The 15481-nt window shown below is 73.2% G+C and carries 18 protein-coding genes; 8 read left to right on the top strand and 10 right to left on the bottom strand.

What is annotated here, in order from left to right; translation table 11 throughout:
- Nucleotides 1-20: 20 nt before the first annotated feature.
- Complete coding sequence (locus IAI59_RS04560; protein WP_207419170.1) at nucleotides 21-623, bottom strand: TetR/AcrR family transcriptional regulator; 603 nt, start codon at nucleotides 621-623, stop codon at nucleotides 21-23.
- Between the two features lie 92 nt (nucleotides 624-715).
- Between IAI59_RS04560 and IAI59_RS04555 the strand changes: the two genes are divergently transcribed.
- Genes IAI59_RS04555 through IAI59_RS04545 form a run of 3 tightly spaced genes read left to right on the top strand, consistent with a single transcriptional unit; the run spans nucleotide 716 to nucleotide 2362 of the window.
- Nucleotides 716-1333 (top strand): RecX family transcriptional regulator, encoded by a 618-nt coding sequence (locus IAI59_RS04555; protein ID WP_207419171.1) that lies wholly within the window; start codon nucleotides 716-718, stop codon nucleotides 1331-1333.
- Nucleotides 1326-2045, top strand: coding sequence for an AzlC family ABC transporter permease (locus IAI59_RS04550; protein ID WP_237181194.1), 720 nt, complete (start codon nucleotides 1326-1328; stop codon nucleotides 2043-2045). The genes IAI59_RS04555 and IAI59_RS04550 overlap by 8 nt, the downstream gene beginning before the upstream one ends.
- Nucleotides 2042-2362 carry an AzlD family protein gene (locus IAI59_RS04545; protein WP_237181193.1) on the top strand — a complete coding sequence of 107 codons (321 nt, stop codon included), beginning with the start codon at nucleotides 2042-2044 and terminating at the stop codon, nucleotides 2360-2362. The genes IAI59_RS04550 and IAI59_RS04545 overlap by 4 nt, the downstream gene beginning before the upstream one ends.
- 266 nt (nucleotides 2363-2628) lie before the next feature.
- Here the strand turns inward: IAI59_RS04545 and IAI59_RS04540 are convergent, their stop codons facing one another.
- The gene (locus IAI59_RS04540; protein WP_207419172.1) at nucleotides 2629-3987 is read right to left on the bottom strand and encodes a glutamate--cysteine ligase; all 1359 of its coding nucleotides are present in this window, start codon (nucleotides 3985-3987) and stop codon (nucleotides 2629-2631) included.
- 70 nt (nucleotides 3988-4057) lie between these two features.
- Nucleotides 4058-4783, bottom strand: coding sequence for a 16S rRNA (uracil(1498)-N(3))-methyltransferase (locus tag IAI59_RS04535; RefSeq protein WP_207419173.1), 726 nt, complete (start codon nucleotides 4781-4783; stop codon nucleotides 4058-4060).
- Here IAI59_RS04535 and ubiA point away from each other — a divergent pair.
- Nucleotides 4776-5708 (top strand): 4-hydroxybenzoate octaprenyltransferase, encoded by a 933-nt coding sequence (ubiA, locus tag IAI59_RS04530; protein WP_207419174.1) that lies wholly within the window; start codon nucleotides 4776-4778, stop codon nucleotides 5706-5708. The genes IAI59_RS04535 and ubiA overlap by 8 nt on opposite strands.
- Nucleotides 5705-6364 carry a class I SAM-dependent methyltransferase gene (locus IAI59_RS04525; RefSeq protein ID WP_237181192.1) on the top strand — a complete coding sequence of 220 codons (660 nt, stop codon included), beginning with the start codon at nucleotides 5705-5707 and terminating at the stop codon, nucleotides 6362-6364. Before ubiA ends, IAI59_RS04525 begins: the two co-directional genes overlap by 4 nt.
- Before the next feature lie 215 nt (nucleotides 6365-6579).
- On the opposite strand, the gene murJ is transcribed toward IAI59_RS04525, so the two are convergent.
- From murJ to IAI59_RS04510, 3 genes are all read right to left on the bottom strand, one after another.
- The gene (murJ, locus tag IAI59_RS04520; protein WP_207419175.1) at nucleotides 6580-8121 is read right to left on the bottom strand and encodes a murein biosynthesis integral membrane protein MurJ; all 1542 of its coding nucleotides are present in this window, start codon (nucleotides 8119-8121) and stop codon (nucleotides 6580-6582) included.
- A 269-nt stretch (nucleotides 8122-8390) separates the two neighbouring features.
- The gene (secB, locus tag IAI59_RS04515; RefSeq protein ID WP_207419176.1) at nucleotides 8391-8900 is read right to left on the bottom strand and encodes a protein-export chaperone SecB; all 510 of its coding nucleotides are present in this window, start codon (nucleotides 8898-8900) and stop codon (nucleotides 8391-8393) included.
- Between the two features lie 80 nt (nucleotides 8901-8980).
- Entirely contained in the window at nucleotides 8981-9550 is a 570-nt protein-coding gene (locus IAI59_RS04510) for a histidine phosphatase family protein (RefSeq protein WP_207419177.1), read from the bottom strand.
- A gap of 127 nt (nucleotides 9551-9677) precedes the next feature.
- Here IAI59_RS04510 and IAI59_RS04505 point away from each other — a divergent pair, with 127 nt between their 5' ends.
- The 3 genes from IAI59_RS04505 (at nucleotide 9678) to IAI59_RS04495 (ending at nucleotide 12441) form a co-directional block, all read left to right on the top strand.
- Nucleotides 9678-10334: a Tim44/TimA family putative adaptor protein gene (locus IAI59_RS04505; protein ID WP_207419178.1), complete on the top strand. Its 657-nt coding sequence runs from the start codon at nucleotides 9678-9680 to the stop codon at nucleotides 10332-10334.
- A 3-nt stretch (nucleotides 10335-10337) separates the two neighbouring features.
- Nucleotides 10338-11414 carry a murein transglycosylase A gene (mltA, locus tag IAI59_RS04500; RefSeq protein ID WP_207419179.1) on the top strand — a complete coding sequence of 359 codons (1077 nt, stop codon included), beginning with the start codon at nucleotides 10338-10340 and terminating at the stop codon, nucleotides 11412-11414.
- 109 nt (nucleotides 11415-11523) lie between these two features.
- Entirely contained in the window at nucleotides 11524-12441 is a 918-nt protein-coding gene (locus tag IAI59_RS04495) for a hypothetical protein (protein ID WP_207419180.1), read from the top strand.
- 50 nt (nucleotides 12442-12491) lie between these two features.
- Here IAI59_RS04495 and IAI59_RS04490 read toward each other — a convergent pair whose 3' ends face one another.
- The 4 genes from IAI59_RS04490 to IAI59_RS04475 all read right to left on the bottom strand — a co-directional run bounded on the left by IAI59_RS04490 (nucleotide 12492) and on the right by IAI59_RS04475 (nucleotide 15394).
- A complete protein-coding gene (locus tag IAI59_RS04490) occupies nucleotides 12492-13118 on the bottom strand; it encodes a DUF3306 domain-containing protein (RefSeq protein ID WP_207419181.1) in 627 nt (208 codons plus the stop codon).
- Nucleotides 13115-13636: a DUF3305 domain-containing protein gene (locus tag IAI59_RS04485; protein WP_207419182.1), complete on the bottom strand. Its 522-nt coding sequence runs from the start codon at nucleotides 13634-13636 to the stop codon at nucleotides 13115-13117. The genes IAI59_RS04490 and IAI59_RS04485 overlap by 4 nt, the downstream gene beginning before the upstream one ends.
- Nucleotides 13637-13826: 190 nt before the next feature.
- Nucleotides 13827-14849, bottom strand: coding sequence for a DUF6352 family protein (locus IAI59_RS04480; RefSeq protein ID WP_207419183.1), 1023 nt, complete (start codon nucleotides 14847-14849; stop codon nucleotides 13827-13829).
- Nucleotides 14846-15394 carry a DUF6505 family protein gene (locus tag IAI59_RS04475; RefSeq protein ID WP_207419184.1) on the bottom strand — a complete coding sequence of 183 codons (549 nt, stop codon included), beginning with the start codon at nucleotides 15392-15394 and terminating at the stop codon, nucleotides 14846-14848. The genes IAI59_RS04480 and IAI59_RS04475 overlap by 4 nt, the downstream gene beginning before the upstream one ends.
- Between the last annotated feature and the right edge of the window lie 87 nt (nucleotides 15395-15481).

Here is a 15481-nt window from a genome sequence, read left to right as displayed (position 1 = left end):
GCTGTTCCGAAGAAGAAGCGTCAGGCCGCCTGCCGGCCGGCGCCGGCCAGGGGAACCCCGGCATGCAGTTCCGCGATCATCTGCCCCGCGAAGGCGGGCACGGCGGCGCCCGGCAGCAGGTGCGGGCGCAGAATGGCGATGGGCGCGTCGAAGATCAGAAAGCGCGCGCGGGCGAGGTCCTCGTCCCGCACGGCACCGTCGCCGCAACGGGCGACGCAGGCGCGGAAGGCCTGGTCCATGTCCTCTTCCAGCCGCTCCATCTCCCGGCGCAGCGCCTCGGGCGGCGGCGCGTCCTCGAACAAGGCGACGGGCTCGTGCAACAGCACGAAGCGGGCGCGGTGCCCGTCCTCGGCCACCCAGGGCAACAACGCCAGCGCGGCCTCGCGCGGCCGGCCGGCCCGCAGCAGCGGCACCAGCACCGCCGCCAGCGCGCCGTAGCCGGCGTTCCAGGCGGCGGCGAGGATGGCGGAGCGCGATTCGAAGCGATGATAGATCGAGCCGGTGGGCGCGCCGACGCGGCGGGCGATGGCCTGCAGGGTCGCGGCGCCGGGGCCGCCCTCGGACACCAGGGCGGTGGCGGCGTCCACGAAGTGGCCGGCGGCGAAGCGGGCGGTTCTGACCATGCAAATGGAATACACGTTCTAGAATAGATCGTCCAGAACCCGGCGGCCCCCGCTTTCCCGCCCCCCGCCCCCGTGGCAAACTGCCTGCCATCATGGACACCCCACCGGGCCGCAAGCCTTCCCGCCCCCGGCGGGACATTCCCGCCGGCAAGCCGCCCGATGCGTCCCGGCTGCGGGAGGCTGCTTTGGCGCATCTCGCCCGCTTCGGCACCACCGAGGCCGGGTTGCGCCGCGTGCTGGAGCGCCGCGTGGACCGCTGGGCCCGCCGGGCCGAGGGCGAAGGCCAGCTGGCCGAGACCATCGCCCCGCTGGCCAGCGCCGGCCGCGCCGCCGCCGCCGAGGTCGCGCGCGCGCTGGCCAGCGTCGGCGCCGTGGACGACGAGGCCTTCGCCGCCGCCCGCACCCGCCGGCTGGCGCAATCCGGCCGGTCGCGCCGCGCCATCGCGGCCCACCTGGCGGCCAAGGGCGTCGACGGCGGCACCGCCGGCGCGCTGCTGGAGGAGGTGGACGAGCTGAACGCCGCGCTGGGCCACCTGAAGCGCCGCCGCGCCGGCCCCTTCGCGGCCGGGCACCCGCCCACCCCCGAGGCCCGCCTCAAGGCCCTGGCCGCCCTGGCCCGCGCCGGCTTTTCCCGCGATCTGGCCGAGCGCGCGCTGGACCTCGACCCCGAGGAAGCCACCGACCGCCTGCTGGCCGCCCGCCGTGGATGAGCCGCCCGACCCCCTGAAGCCGCCCGACGGCTTCAGCATGACCGGCTTCCGGCGCGGGCTGCGCGCGGCCCTGCCGCTGATGCTCGGCCTCGCCCCCTTCGGGCTGGTGGTGGGCGTGGTGTCCCAGGGCCAGGGCCTCACGCTGTTCGAGACGCTGCTGATGTCCGCCGCGGTGTATGCCGGCACCGCCCAGCTATTGACCATGCAGCTCTGGGCCGACCCGGCGCCATTGCTGGCCGCCGCCCTCGCCACCTTCGCCGTGAACGTGCGGATGGTGCCGATGGGCGCCGCGCTGGCGCCGGTGCTGGACCGCATGCGCGGCTGGCGGCGCTGGCTGGCGGCCGGCACCATCGTGGACCATTCCTTCGCGCTCGGCGTGGCCGACATGCGCGGGGGCGCGCGGGACGGCGGCTTTCTGCTGGGCATCGGCGTGGTGCTGTGGCTCGCCTGGGTGCTGGTCGCGACGCTGGGCCACGTGTTCGGCGGGCTGGTGCGGCTGCCGGCGGGCAGCCCGCTGTTTTTCGCCGCCACCGCCACCTTCTGCGCCCTGCTGGTGCCACTGTGGCGTGGCCGGCGCGAGCTGTGGCCCTGGCTGCTGGCCGCCGGCGTGGCCTTGGCCGCCGCCCGCCTCGGCCTGCCGCAGCCGGTGCCGCTGCTGGGCGGCGCCCTGTCCGGCGCCGCGCTGGCCGCCTGGCAGGAGCGCCGCGCGTGACGCCCGAGGCATTGCTGCGCACCGACGTGCTGCTGGCCATCCTGGTCATGGCCGTGGTGACCTTTCTGTGCCGCGTCGGCGGTTACGCCATCCTGCGCGTGGTGCGGCCGCCGCCCTTTCTGGACGCCATGCTGCGCAACATCCCGGGGCCACTCTTCGCCGCCTACGTGGCGCTGGCCCTGTCGCGACTAGGGCCGGCCTCGTGGCTGGCGGCGCTCGCCGTGGTGGCGACACAGTGGAAGACCGGGAACCTGGGGTTGTCGATCATCGTGGGGGTGGCGGCGGTGGCGCTGCTGCGGCCGTTCATCGGGGGGTGACGGGGCGGGGCGCCGCCAGGGGCGCTGCCCCTGGACCCCGCCGGGGTGGCTGAGCCACCCCGGACCCCGGCATCAGAAAGCGTGTTGTCTGCTATCCACAGGAAGCCAGAGCCGCGGGCGGGATTTTCATGATGATCCCAAAGGCAGATCGTCGGTCGCGGGGGATCGAAAACCCCTGGCGCGATGCGGAAAAACAGATGGCGGGGTCTGGGGGGACACTGTCCCCCCAGCGGGGGTCCAGGGGGCGGCGCCCCCTGGCCGACGCCTCAGATCGCCGCCGCCGCGAAGATGCGGGACACGTCCCCCCGCCATTCGCCGTGGAACAGCCGCAGCCACTTGTCCGCCTGGGTTTCGCCGGTGGCGACGATCTCCTCCAGCGGCGCCAGGTACACCTCCTCGCCCAGGCCGCGCGCCTTTAAACCGTCGCGGGCGATGGCGACCGCGTCGGCCGCCACCTCGCGCACCGTGCGGCCCCCGAAGGGGGTGGTCAGGCCGCCTTCGGGCACGGCCACGCGCAGCGCCTGCATCTCGGCCACCGGCCAGTCGCGCACCAGGGCGCCGGCGGCGGCGAGCGCCGCGGGGTCGTAGAGCAGGCCGGTCCAGAAGGCGGGCAGGGCATGCAGCATCTCGGGGCTGCCGGCGTCCGCGCCGCGCATCTCCAGGAAGCGCTTGAGCCGCACGTCGGTGAAGACCGTGGTCACGTGGTCGGCCCAGTCGCCCATGGTGGCGGAAACGCCGGGCTGGGCGGGCAGGCCCTTGGCCATGAAGTCGCGGAACGAGGCGCCGGCGCAGTCGATCCAGCGGCCGTCGCGCATGATGAAATACATGGGCACGTCGAGCACGTAGTCGACGAAGCGCTCGAAGCCGAAGCCCTGCTCGAAGGCCACGGCGGGGATGCCGGTGCGGTCGGGGTCGGTTTCGGTCCAGACGCGGCCGCGCAGCGTGCGCAGCCCGTTGGGCTTGCCTTCCAGAAAGGGCGAGTTGGCGAAGAGCGCGGTGGCGACGGGTTGCAGCGCCAAGCTGACGCGCAGCTTGCTCACCATGTCCGCCTCGCTGCCGAAGTCGAGGTTCACCTGCACGGTGCAGGTGCGCAGCATCATGTCGAGCCCCATGCGGCCGACGCGCGGCATGTAGTTGCGCATGATCATGTAGCGGCCCTTGGGCATCCAGGGCATGTCGTCGCGTCGGGCCAGCGGGTGGAAGCCCAGCGGCGCGAAGCCCATGCCGAGCGGCCCCGCCACGGCGCGGGTTTCCTCCAGGTGGTTCTGCAGCTCCGCCCAGCCGGCGTGCAGGTCGGCCAGCGGCGCGCCGGACAGCTCGAACTGCCCGCCGGGCTCCAGGCTGATGCTGGCCTTGCTTCGCGTCAGGCCGATCGGGTTGCCGGCATCCAGGATCGGCGCCCAGCCCTTGGGCTGGAAGCCTTCCAGCAGCTGCCGGATGCCGCCAGCGCGCGGCGCGCCCGGGTCATAGGGCGGCGCCCGGTGGTCGTCGTGATAGAAACCGAATTTCTCGTGCTCCGTGCCGATGCCCCATTCGGAGCGGGGCTTGGAGCCCTGATCGAACCACGCGGCGAGCTGCCGCCGGTCGGTGATCGGCGTGAGATCGGCCTCGCCGGGATTGGACATTCTGGGAACCTGCGATCCGTTTCAGCGTGGGCCGGGAAAGCCCGTCTTGGAAACGGGGTTTGCCGCATGATCAGGCCACGGTCCAGTCGCCCGCCATGGCCTGGAGGACGGCGAGCCCCGCGACCGCCGCCGTCTCGGCCCGCAGGATGCGCGGGCCAAGGGCGACAGAGGAGACACAGGAACGCCGCGCCAGGGCTTGGAGTTCCTCTGGCGCGAAGCCGCCCTCGGGGCCGATCAGCAGGGCCAGCGGTGGCGCGCGGCCGGCCACCCGCTGCGCCAAAGATGGGGCCGCGCCGCGCTCATGCCCCAGCAGGATCGGCGTGCCGTCCCAGGCATCCAGCGCCCGGTGCAGGTCCAGCGCCGGCGCGATGCGCGGCAGGTCCAGCCGCTCGCACTGCTCCGCCGCCTCGCGCGCGATGGCGGCCAGCCGCTGCTCGTTCACCCGGCCCACCACGCCGCGCGCCGTCAGCACGGGGTGGATGGAGGCCACGCCGAGTTCGGTCGCCTTTTCCACCACCCACTCCATGGCATCCCGCTTCAGGGGGGCCAACAGCAGGCGGATGTCGGGGCCGGCGGCCTGCGGGCGCGACTGCGACTCCGGCACCAGGGTCGCCTTGTCCTTGCGCAGCGTGCCGATGCGGGCGCGCCATTCGCCATGGCGTCCGTTGAACAGCAGCACCGCATCGCCCTCTCCCTTGCGCATCACCTGCCCCAGGTAGTGGCCCTGGCCGGGCAAAGCGGGCACATCCTCCCCCAGCGCGAGATCGGCTTCGACGAACAGGCGGGGGATGGACATGGGCGGCTCCACAGGAACAGGCGGCGCGGTGCCGCATACCGACATCCGCGCCCAGGGCTGGGTGGCGCATCTGCCCCGGGGCTGGCAAGCCTATGCGCTGCTGATGCGGCTGGACCGGCCGATCGGCATCTGGCTGCTGCTGCTGCCCGGGCTCTGGGCCTTCGCGCTGGCGGCGCCGGGCTGGGGCAGCGGGCTGTGGCTGGCGCTGCTGTTCGGGCTGGGGGCGGCCATCATGCGCGGTGCCGGCTGCATCGTGAACGACCTGTGGGACCGCGACCTGGACAAGCTGGTCAGCCGCACCGCCGCGCGGCCGCTGGCGTCCGGTGCCGTCTCGGCCAAGCGGGCTACCGCCTTTCTGGTGCTGCTGCTGGCGCTCGGGCTGGCCATCCTGCTCAGCCTCAACCTCCTGTCCATCGGCCTTGGCGTGCTGTCGCTGCTGCCGGTGGCCTTGTACCCGGCCGCCAAGCGCGTGACGGACTGGCCGCAGGCGGTGCTGGGCCTCACCTTCTCCTGGGCCGCGCTGATGGGATACGCGGCCGCCACCGGCCGGCTGGACGGCGCCGCCTTCGCCCTCTACGCCGCCGCCTTTCTGTGGATCCTGGGCTACGACACCATCTACGCCCACCAGGACCGCGAGGACGATGCCATGGTCGGCATCCGTTCCTCCGCGCTGACACTGGGCGAGCGCACCCGCCCCTTTCTGGTCGCCTGCTACGGTGGCGTGGTGGCGCTGCTGGCGCTGGCGGGGTGGCTCGGCGGCAGCGGCCCCTGGTTCTGGCCCGCCCTGCTGGTGCCGGCCGCCCACCTCGCCTGGCAGGTGGCGCGGCTCGACATCCACGACGCGCCCCTTTGCCTCCGGCTGTTCCAAAGCAACCGGCAAACCGGCCTGCTGATCGCCCTCGCCTTTCTGGCCGGCCGCCTGTGACCGGCCCCGCCCTGCTGGACCCCGAAGCCTTTATCGCCGCCCACACCGCCCTGGCCCGCCCCGCCCTGGTGCCGGAGGTGGAGCTCTACCTCGCCACCGAGATCACCCCGATCTGGCAGGCCACCGAGGACTGGCTGGCGCAGCGCGACATCGAGCCGCCCTTCTGGGCCTTTGCCTGGCCCGGCAGCCAGGCGCTGGCCCGGCTGATGCTGGACGGCACCGTGGCGGTGCGCGGCCACCGGGTGCTGGACTTCGCCGCCGGCGGCGGGCTGGCCGCCATCGCCGCGATGCGGGCCGGCGCCGCCTTCGCCGAGGCCGCCGAGATCGACCCCCTGGCCCTGGCCGCGACGCGCCTCAACGCCCGCCACAACGGGGTGGCCGTCGCGACGCCGGACGGCGACGTGGTGGGCAGCGCCTGCCGCTGGGACACCGTGCTGGCCGGGGACGTCTGCTACGAGGCGCCGATGACCGGCCACATCATGCCCTGGCTGCGCCGCATGGCCGCCGCGGGCGCGACCGTCCTGCTGGCCGACCCGGGGCGGGCCTACCTGCCCAAGCAGGGGCTGGAAGCCGTGCAGCGCTTTCCCGTGCCGGTGACGCGGGAGCTGGAGGACCGGGACGTGCGCGAGGTGACGGTGTATCGCGTGCTGGGCTAGCGCGGGCCAGGGGCGCCGCCCCTGGACCCAGCCGGGGTGGCTGAGCCACCCCGGACCCCGGCAGCAGAAAGTGATGCGGGGCTTGCCGGGGATCGATGCAGGCCGTGACACGCGAATATTTCTGAACAATCCCGCCTGCGGTCAGCGTCCGGATCGGTCTTTTCGCTCCGATGCTTTCTGATGGCGGGGTCTGGGGGCAGCGCCCGCGGTCTTCGTCACGCCACCGCGCGGCGCTTCCGCTTGCGCAGGAATTCCCGCAGGTCGAAGGCCCCCAGCGCCAGGGTGGCGCCGAAGTAGGAGGCGATCCCCACCGCCACCAGCACGCCCAGCGCCACGAATCGCCACAGCCCGGCGGCCGGGAACAGGATCTGGTCCAGCCCCCACAGCACGGCGCCCATGGCAAGGGCGGCGGCCAGCAGGCGCCAGGCGTTGCGGCGCAGCGCGCGGTCCGCCACCCAATGGCCGCGGCGGGATAGGATCAAGGCCAGCAGCCCGGCATTGGCCCAGGACGACAGCGCGGTGGCCAGCGCGATGCCCACGTGCTGCAGTTGCGGCGTCAGCACCAGGTTGAGGCACAGGTTGAAGGCCACCGTGGCGATGCCGATCTTGACCGGCGTTCCCGTATCCCCCCGCGCGAAGAAGCCGGGGGCGAGGGACTTGATCAGCACATAGGCCGGCAGGCCCAGCGCGTAGGCGGCCAGGGCGGGCGCGGTGGCGGCCACCTTGTCGGCGGTGAATTCGCCGCGCTGGAACAGCACGGTCAGCATGGGCTGCGCGGTGACGATCAGCGCCACGGCGGCGGGCAGGGTCAGCGCCAGCGACAGCTCGATGCCGCGGTTGATGGAGCGGTGGGCGGACAGCGCCTTGCCGCCGCGCAGCTGGCGCGACAGCACCGGCAGCAGCGCCGTGCTCATGGCCGCGCCCACCACGCCGAGCGGCAGCTGCGCCAGGCGGTCGGCGTAGTTCAGGTAGGAGATGGCGCCGGCCGGCAGCCAGGAGGCGATGAACATGTCCACCGCCAGGTTCAGCTGCGTCACGCTCGCCCCCAGCACGCCGGGCACCATGCGGCGGATCACCTGCCGCGTGTCCTCGGTCAGCTTGGGAAAGGAGATCAGCCGGAAGCCCAGCCCCGCCTTGTGCGCGGCCCACACCACCACGGCCAGCTGCATGACGCCGGACGCCATGGTGCCCCAGGCCAGCGCGTGGGCGGGCGTGGCGACAAACGGCGTCAGCGCGAACAGCGAAACGATGGCGCACAGGTTGAACAGCAGCGGTGCCCCGGCGGCGAGGGCGAACTTGTCGGCCGCGTTCAGCACGCCGGACACCAGCGCGGTCAGGCAGATGAACAGCAGGTAGGGGAAGGTGATGCGCGACAGCTCCACCACCAGCTCGAAGCGGAACGGCTCGTCCAGCAGGCCTGGCGTCAGCACGGACATCAGCTGTGGCATGAACACCATGCCCATGACCACCAGCAGCGACAGCCACAGCGTCATCAGCGTCGCCATCCGTTCGGCCAGCAGGCGCGCCTTGGCGGGGCCGTCCAGCGTCAGGGCGGCGGTGAAGGCGGGCACGAAGGCGGCGTTGAAGGCGCCTTCGCCGAACAGGCGGCGAAACATGTTGGGCAGCCGCAGCGCCAGGAAAAAGGCGTCCGCCACGGGCCCGGCGCCGAGAAAGGCTGCGATCAGCATGTCCCGCGCGAAGCCGAGGATGCGGCTGGCGAAGGTCCAGCCGCCGATGGTGACGATGTTGCGGAACATGCGGGGCCGTGTGCCGTGCAGGGCCGGGGATGTAAAGCGGGAAGCGTGGCGCAGGTGGGGACCGGAAGGTCAGGGGAATGAATTCCCCTGAAGCCCCTTCTTTTTTCTATCCGCTTTCGGTCAGGCGGAATGGAACGGGCGGTCTTTCACTTGGAAAGCCGGCTCATAGCGGCGGCGCCGTCCAGCGCCCATCCCGAGAACAGACAGGAAAAGGAAAGGGTTCGGGGAATTCATTCCCCGACCTTCAACGTCGTCGGCGGGGGAGGCTTTCAGGCGTCGGCGACCGGCGCGGCCGCGCCCTGCTGGCCGCCGCGGCGGCTTTGCCACAGGGCCACGAAGTCGATCGGCGTCAGCAGCACGGGCGGGAAGCCACCGTCGCGCGTCACGTCCGCCAGGATGTTGCGGGCAAAGGGGAACAGCAGGCGCGGGCATTCCACCAGCAGCAGCGGCTCCACCATCTGCGGCTCCACGTTGACGGTGAAGATGCCGCAATAGACCAGTTCGGCGATAAAAGCGGTCTGGCCGTGCGCCTGGGCGTCGGCGCGGATGTTCAGCGACACCTCGAAGACATTGCCGCCGTCCTGCAGGGCGCGGGCCTGCACGTCGAGCTGCAGGTCGATGCGCGGCTGCTCGCGCAGCGTGGTGAAGATCTCCGGCGCGCCCGGCACCTCGAAGGACAGGTCCTTGGTGTATTGCAGGTTCAGCAGCAGCGGGCCCTGGGGCTGGCCGGGCTGGGGGGCGGCGGCGCCGTTGGGGACGGGCGGGGTGGTGTCGGACATGGGCTGGGCCTCGCGGGGTGTGCGGCGATCAGGCGCGCGGGGTAGCACGCCGGGGGGCGGCTGTCAGGAGCGACCGGCCCTCAGCCGTGCTTCCAGCTGATGACCGCCGGCGGCGGCGCGGTGGGGTCCACGCGCAGCCATTCGCCGTTGCCGATGGACTGCCCCGTCATGGACATGATGAACCCCCAGTGGGTGATCACCACCGTCTGCGCCCAGTCCTCCAGCGCCGACATCTCTCCGCGGAACAGGGCGGCGCGGGCTTCCACCTGGTCGGCGGGCTCCTCGGCGGCGGGCCACCAGACCTCGTCGATATGGGCCAGCTCGTGGTCCGGCCAGTCCAGCGCCAGCCGGCTGCGCGGCGTGCCGATGTCGCAGGCGAAGGCGAAGCGCTCGCGCACCAGGGGCTGGATGGTGACCGGCAGCCCGAGCCGACGGGCCAGCGGGGCCGCCGTCTGCATGGCGCGGGTATAGGGGCTGGCCAGAATGCGGCGGATGCCGCCGGGCCCGGCCTCGGCCAGCAGCGCCTCGGCCGCCGCTTCCGCCTGCCGGTGGCCCAGCTCGGTCAGCTTGGGGTCCTCGATGCCGGGGTCCCGGCGGGTGGCGGTGAAGTGCAGGTTGAACTCGCTTTGGCCGTGGCGCAGCAGGATCATGGGGGAACTTTCGCTGGGGCGCCGCGGCCGGGCGGCGCGATTCCACCGGGCTGGTGGCGAATCGGCCCCGCCGGGCGTTGCGGCCGTGACAGGCGCACCCTAAGTGACGCCACATGAGGAGAATGCAATGTCTGGCGGCTTTCCAGTCGAACTGATCCTGTTCGCGATGATCGCGGCGTTCCTGGTGCTTCGGCTGCGGAGCGTGCTCGGCCGTCGCCAGGGTTTTGAGCGGACGCCGCAGGCACAGGGGCCCGCCGAAGCCGTGCGTCCCGGTCCGCAGGCGGTCCCGGACGCCGTGCCGGCGGTCCCGGCGCGCGGCGTGCCGGATGCCCGCACCCCGGCCGGACAGGGGCTGGCCCGCATCCGCGCGCAGGACGGCAGCTTCGACCCCGCGTTGTTCCTGGGCGGGGCCGAGGGCGCGTTCCGCATGATCGTCGAGGCGTTCGCCAACGGCGACCGCGCGACGCTGCGCAACCTCTTGTCGGACGACACCTATGCCGGCTTCGAGGGCGCCATCGTGGCGCGCGAAACGGCGGGCGAGCGCCAGCGCACCGAAATCCGCAACGTGCAGGACATGGTGATCGAGGCCGCCGACCTGCGCGGCACGGTGGCCGAGATCACGGTGCGCATCGTGTCCGACCAGATCAACATCACCACGGCGGCGGATGGCAGCGTGGCCTCGGGCCATGACGGCGTCACCGAGATCACCGACCTGTGGACCTTCCAGCGCGACCTGCGCAGCGGCGAGCCCGTCTGGAAGCTGGTCAGCACCGGCGCGGCGTAACGCTTGCTGCGCCTCGCCGTCGCGGCCGCCGCCCTGCTGGGGCTGGCGGCCTGCACGCCGCCCGAGCCGCGCCGGGTGGCCGAGTTGCCCGGCTGGGGGGAGGACGCCCTGGCCGAGGCCATTCCCGCCTACCTGTCCGGCTGCGGAAAGCGGACCCCGGTGCAGACCGCGGCCCTGTGCGCCGAGGCGGCGGCCCTGCCGCCGGGCGACCATGCCGCCGCCCGCGACTTCTTTGAACGCAACTTCACCCTGCGCCCCGCCGGCGAGGGTCTGATGACCGGCTACTACGAGCCGGAGCTGCGCGGCGCCGCCACCGCCTCCCCCGACTATTCCGTGCCGCTGCACCGCCGGCCCGCCGACCTGGTGGAGGTCGACCTGAGCGCCTTCGCGCCCGACCTGAAGGGCCGCCGCACCGCCGGGCGGGTGGAAGGCGGCCGCCTGCGGCCCTACCCCGACCGTGCCGCGATCGAGGCCGGCGATGGCAGCGCCCTGCTGTTCCTGGCGGACCCGGTGGACCGCTTCTTTCTGCAGATCCAGGGTTCGGGCCGGGTGGTGCTGCCGGATGGCGGCGTGCGCCGCGTCGGCTATGACGGGCAGAACGGCCGGCCCTACGTGCCGATCGGCCGCCTGCTGGCCGACGAGGGCGCCATTCCGCGCGCCGAGGTGTCCATGCAGTCCATCCGCGCCTGGCTCGCCGCCGCCGGCCCGGACCGGGCGCGGGCGATGATGGACCGAAACCCGTCCTATGTGTTTTTCCGCGACGTCCCCGCCCGGCCGGACCAGGGCCCCACGGGCGCGCAGGGCGTGCCCCTGACGCCGCTGCGCTCCATCGCCGTGGACCGGGCCGAGATCCCGCTGGGCAGCCCCGTCTGGGTGGTGGCGCGCGACCCGCGCAGCGGCGCCCCGCTGCGCCGGCTGGTGCTGGCGCAGGATACCGGCGGCGCCATCCGTGGCCCGGCGCGGGCCGACCTGTTCTGGGGATGGGGCGAGGCCGCCGCCCATGCCGCCGGCCCGATGCAGGAACGCGCGACGCTGTACGTGTTGCAGCCACGCAACAACCCCGCGCCGGACGCCGGATAGCCGCCGGCACCTGCCACTTTTCCTGTTTCCCGGCGTTGCGACACGCAGTGGACGGCGCTTCCGCCCCGTCCAGGGCAAAGGCACCGGTCACACGGGCAGGAGACGCGACGTGAGCGATTACACGACCCCCCATGCTCACCCAAGCTTGGCCCAGCCCGCCCCGGGCGCGGCCTACGCCACCCCTTATGGCGGGATGGAGCGTGGCCTCCGGCGCATGTCCTGGGGCGCCATCCTGGCCGGCGTCGCCATCGCGCTGGTCGTCCAGGCGGCGCTGAGCCTACTGGGCATCGGCATCGGCGTCGCCACGCTGGACCCGGCCACCGGGCAAAGCCCCAACGCCAGCACGCTGTCGATCGCCGCCGCCGCCTGGTACGGCGTGTCCGGGCTGATCGCCGCCTTTGCCGGCGGCTGGGTGGCCGGTCGCCTGTCGGCGCAGCCGGCCGGCGGCACCGGCGGCCTGCACGGGCTGGCCACCTGGGCCACCACGACGCTGGTCGTGCTGTTCATGCTGTCGGGCGCCGTCAGCGGGCTGGTGGGCGGCGCGCTGAACGGCGTGACCAACGTGTTGGGCGGCGTGGCGCAGGGTGCCGGCTCGGCGGTGCAAGGCGCGGCCCCCGCGCTGGCGCAGCAGGCCAACCCCTTCGCGGGCATCGAGCAGCAGCTGCGCGAAACCACCGGCGGCCAGGACCCGGCCGAACTGCGCGACAGCGCCATTTCCGCCGTCCGTTCGCTGCTGACCGGCGATGCCGCCGACCAGCAGCAGGCCCGCGAGCGCGCGGCGCAGGCGCTGGCCCGTGCTCGGTCCATCCCGGTGGACGAGGCCCGCACGCAGATCACGCAATATGAGCAGCAGTACCGCGCCGCGGCGCAGCGGTTGCGCGACCAGGCGGCCCAGGCGGCACAGACGGCGGCCGAGGTGGTGTCCCGCGCTGCGCTGATCAGCTTCGTGGTGCTGATCCTGGCGGCGCTGTGCGGCTATCTCGGCGGCAAGGCGGGCGCGCCCAAGGGCCGCGTCGCCTACGACTGAACGGCCTGACCCGCCGGACGGGTGCGGCGACGGCTATCAGGCCGCCAGGGTCAGCCCTGGCGGCCTTGCTGTTCGCGCCCAGGATCGTCGCGCCCGGCCACGCGCGGCTCCTCGCCCGTTGTTTCGCCACCCGGCACCGGCAGGGCTCCGCCATGCCGCCGCTCCCGCAAGGGCGGCGGCTCCGGCTCCTCCTCGGCCGCGATCCCGGGCGGGGCCGGCTCCGCCAACCGCACGGGGCTGGAGGGCGGCGCCACCACGGGGGTGTCCTCGGGCACGGCTTCGGCTGTGGTTTCGGGCGCCGTCACCTCGCCGATCGCCTGGGCCAGCAGCTTGCGGAGGTCGCCGCCCACCTGCAGCGCGAAGCCCGGCACACCATCGGGGGCGTTAAAGTCCCAGGCATAGTCGGCCGGGCCGACAAAGTCGCGGATGCCGGGGTCGGCTGCCCAAACGCGCCGCAGCGCCGCCTGCCGCAGCAGTTCCGGGACCTTGGGGTGCAGAAAGGCGGACAGGTCGGACCCGGCGCCCAGGCTGTCCAGCGCCGGCAGGCTGTCCGGGTCGAAGGCCGGCTCCGGCGGCGATGGCGCGGGCGCCGCTTCCGGCACCGGCGGAGCGGCACCGGGTTCCGAAAGATCCTCGCCCCGCTTGCGGCGGGACCAGCGGCCCAGAAAGCCGCTCACGCGTCGTCGTCTCCGGGGCGGCGGCGGGCCAGGGCCTCGGGGTCCGCGCGGTCGCGCCGGCGCTTGTGGAAGCTGCGTTCCTTGTGGTGGGTGGCCACGAAACGCTGTGCGGGGCCCATCAGGAACGCGGGCAGCGGCAGGCTTTCCAGCGTGTCGTTGCCGACATCGGCGTAGAGATGTGCCTCGCCCGGGTCCAGCGTCACCAGATGCAGCGCCATGCCCGGCTCGCCCGGCGCATCGCGCAGCACCACCCAGACGCGCGGGTCGTCGCTGTGAAGGTTCTGGCGGTAGTTGTCCGTATCGGTCGGGTGCAGCGACAGCACGGCATGGCCGGCCAGGAACAGCGTGCGCGACGGCTCCTGCCGTAGCACGGTCCAGGGCGGGGTGTCGGGCGCATGCTCGATCACGTCCACCACGCGCCACACCCAGTCGGCCCAGGGGCTGGTGGCGGGGCGGCGCTCGGCCACGACGGCGAGGCCGATGCGCAGCGTGTCGGGGGTGCCGAAGGCGTCGCTCATGCGGCGGGCCGGGGGAAAAGGTCAGGGGAATGAATTCCCCTGAAACCCCTGCTTTTTTCTGTCTGATTCAGGGTGCGGCCGTGGCATGCGGCGGTCTGACACGGACGCGGCCCAGCGGCGCGACCGGAAGCGAAACAAAAAGACGATGGGGTCCGGGGAATTCCTTCCCCGGCCTTTTGCTTCACGCGCGTCACGATGCCGCCTCCGCCGCCAGCAGCGGCAACCCGGCCAGCAAGTTCTGCGGCTTCAGGCGCAGCCGCTGGGCGGTGTCCATCGCCAGCGCCAGATACACCGGCCGGCCGGCGGCGCGGGGCAGCACGCGGCTGGCTTCGGCGAAATCCAGCACGCCCAGCCAGACGATGCGCGCCAGCCGCGCCTGCGCCACGTCCTTGCCGTGCCACAGGTCGTTGGCGATGGCCGTGGCTTCCGTGTCCAGCCCCACATGCCAGGACCAGTCCGGGTCCTCGATCACGGCGGCGGGGCGGATGGCGGTGCGCTCGCCCAGCACGTGTTCGATGAAGCGTTCCAGCGCGCGGGCCAGGGCATGCTGGCCGGGGCGGTTCTGCGCGATGTCCAGCGCCAGGTCATGCGCGTCGGCGCGCGCGGCATAGGCGGCGACGTCGGGCGAGGCCAGCACGTCCAGCTCCACCGCGCGCGGCGCGGCGCCGGCCTCGGTCAGCAACTGGCCCAGCGCGCCCAGGTCGCCGTCGCGGGCGCGCAGGTCCACCGTCTCCTCGTCGGCCAGCAGCAGGGCACCCTGGTGGATGGCGGCGCGCTGCGGGCGGAACAGGCATTCGGCGGCGCGCAGCACATAGGCGTCGGTCACGCCGTCCAGCGCCGCGCGGCACACCAGCTGCGTCAGCATCTGCAGGAACAGGGGCGGCACGCCGCGCACGTCGCCGCGAAAGAAATCGATCCAGGCCGCTTCCAGCGTCGGCTGCGCCGCCACGCGGTCGCGGAAGCGCAGGAAGACCTGCCAGTTCTCCGCCGCGTCCGGATCGGCCAACGCGGCGAGGCTGGCGCCGGACACCGCCCGCAACGGGTCGCGCAGCAGGCTGGCGTGCAGCGCGCGCTCGGCGTTGCAGGCCTCGGGCGGCGGGCGCAGCTCGGGGCGGGCCAGAAAGGCGCGCCACAGGTCGGGCGTCGGCAGCAGCCGGCCCGCCGCGTCGCGGTCGCACAGGTGGTGGCCGGAGGCGATCCAGAAGTCGGTCATCGGTCTGCTCCGGGGCCCATTCTGGTCAGATCGGGCATGTGGTCCGGCGCCTCGTCATCCTCAACCTCGACGATGCCGAAGACCGGCAGGCTGCCGAAGTCGCGGTGCGGCGCCTCGCGCCGGTGCAACGTGCGGAACTGCTCCGAGACACGGCCATCCACCACGCTGCGCGCCAGGGCCAGCACGGTGCCGGGCGGGTGGTCGCACAGCGATTCCGCGAAGCCGAGCTCGTCCTCCGCCGCCGCGCGGGCGCTGGCCTCGTCCGGCGCGCCATAGGCCGCGCGAATATGCGCGGCCAGCCGGGCGACGGCCGCTTCGCGCTCAGCGGCGCTGGCTTCCGCCACTTCCACCAGCGTCGACCAGCCGAAGCTGCCGAGGCCCAGAAAGCCGGCGCGGAAGGCCTGCCGCCGCTGGCCGCTCAACGCCGCGAGGTCGTCGTCCCAGAAGGCGAAGCCGCCGGGCACCGCCCATTCGCCGGGCGGCGCGGCCTGGCCGAAGACCACCGTGTCGGACGGGTCGAGGCGCAGGGTGCGGGGGAGCTTCATGCGTGCACTCCGGGCGCGGAAAAGGCCGGGGAAGAGAACTCCCCCGGACCCCCACCTTTTTTCTGCCTGCCTGACACATGCGTTGCC

This window comes from Roseomonas haemaphysalidis (genome assembly GCF_017355405.1).
GTDB classification, from domain to species: Bacteria; Pseudomonadota; Alphaproteobacteria; order Acetobacterales; family Acetobacteraceae; genus Pseudoroseomonas; species Pseudoroseomonas haemaphysalidis.
Note: the sequence above shows the minus strand (reverse complement) of the source record. Positions and strands in the feature narration are given on the sequence as shown.

Coding starts and splice junctions, on each gene's coding strand:
- IAI59_RS04560 (WP_207419170.1), bottom strand. CDS start 623: ATGGTCAGAACCGCCCGCTTCGCCGCCGGCCACTTCGTGGACGCCGCC.
- IAI59_RS04555 (WP_207419171.1), top strand. CDS start 716: ATGGACACCCCACCGGGCCGCAAGCCTTCCCGCCCCCGGCGGGACATT.
- IAI59_RS04540 (WP_207419172.1), bottom strand. CDS start 3,987: ATGTCCAATCCCGGCGAGGCCGATCTCACGCCGATCACCGACCGGCGG.
- ubiA (WP_207419174.1), top strand. CDS start 4,776: ATGGACATGGGCGGCTCCACAGGAACAGGCGGCGCGGTGCCGCATACC.
- IAI59_RS04535 (WP_207419173.1), bottom strand. CDS start 4,783: ATGTCCATCCCCCGCCTGTTCGTCGAAGCCGATCTCGCGCTGGGGGAG.
- murJ (WP_207419175.1), bottom strand. CDS start 8,121: ATGTTCCGCAACATCGTCACCATCGGCGGCTGGACCTTCGCCAGCCGC.
- secB (WP_207419176.1), bottom strand. CDS start 8,900: ATGTCCGACACCACCCCGCCCGTCCCCAACGGCGCCGCCGCCCCCCAG.
- IAI59_RS04510 (WP_207419177.1), bottom strand. CDS start 9,550: ATGATCCTGCTGCGCCACGGCCAAAGCGAGTTCAACCTGCACTTCACC.
- IAI59_RS04505 (WP_207419178.1), top strand. CDS start 9,678: ATGTCTGGCGGCTTTCCAGTCGAACTGATCCTGTTCGCGATGATCGCG.
- IAI59_RS04485 (WP_207419182.1), bottom strand. CDS start 13,636: ATGAGCGACGCCTTCGGCACCCCCGACACGCTGCGCATCGGCCTCGCC.
- IAI59_RS04480 (WP_207419183.1), bottom strand. CDS start 14,849: ATGACCGACTTCTGGATCGCCTCCGGCCACCACCTGTGCGACCGCGAC.
- IAI59_RS04475 (WP_207419184.1), bottom strand. CDS start 15,394: ATGAAGCTCCCCCGCACCCTGCGCCTCGACCCGTCCGACACGGTGGTC.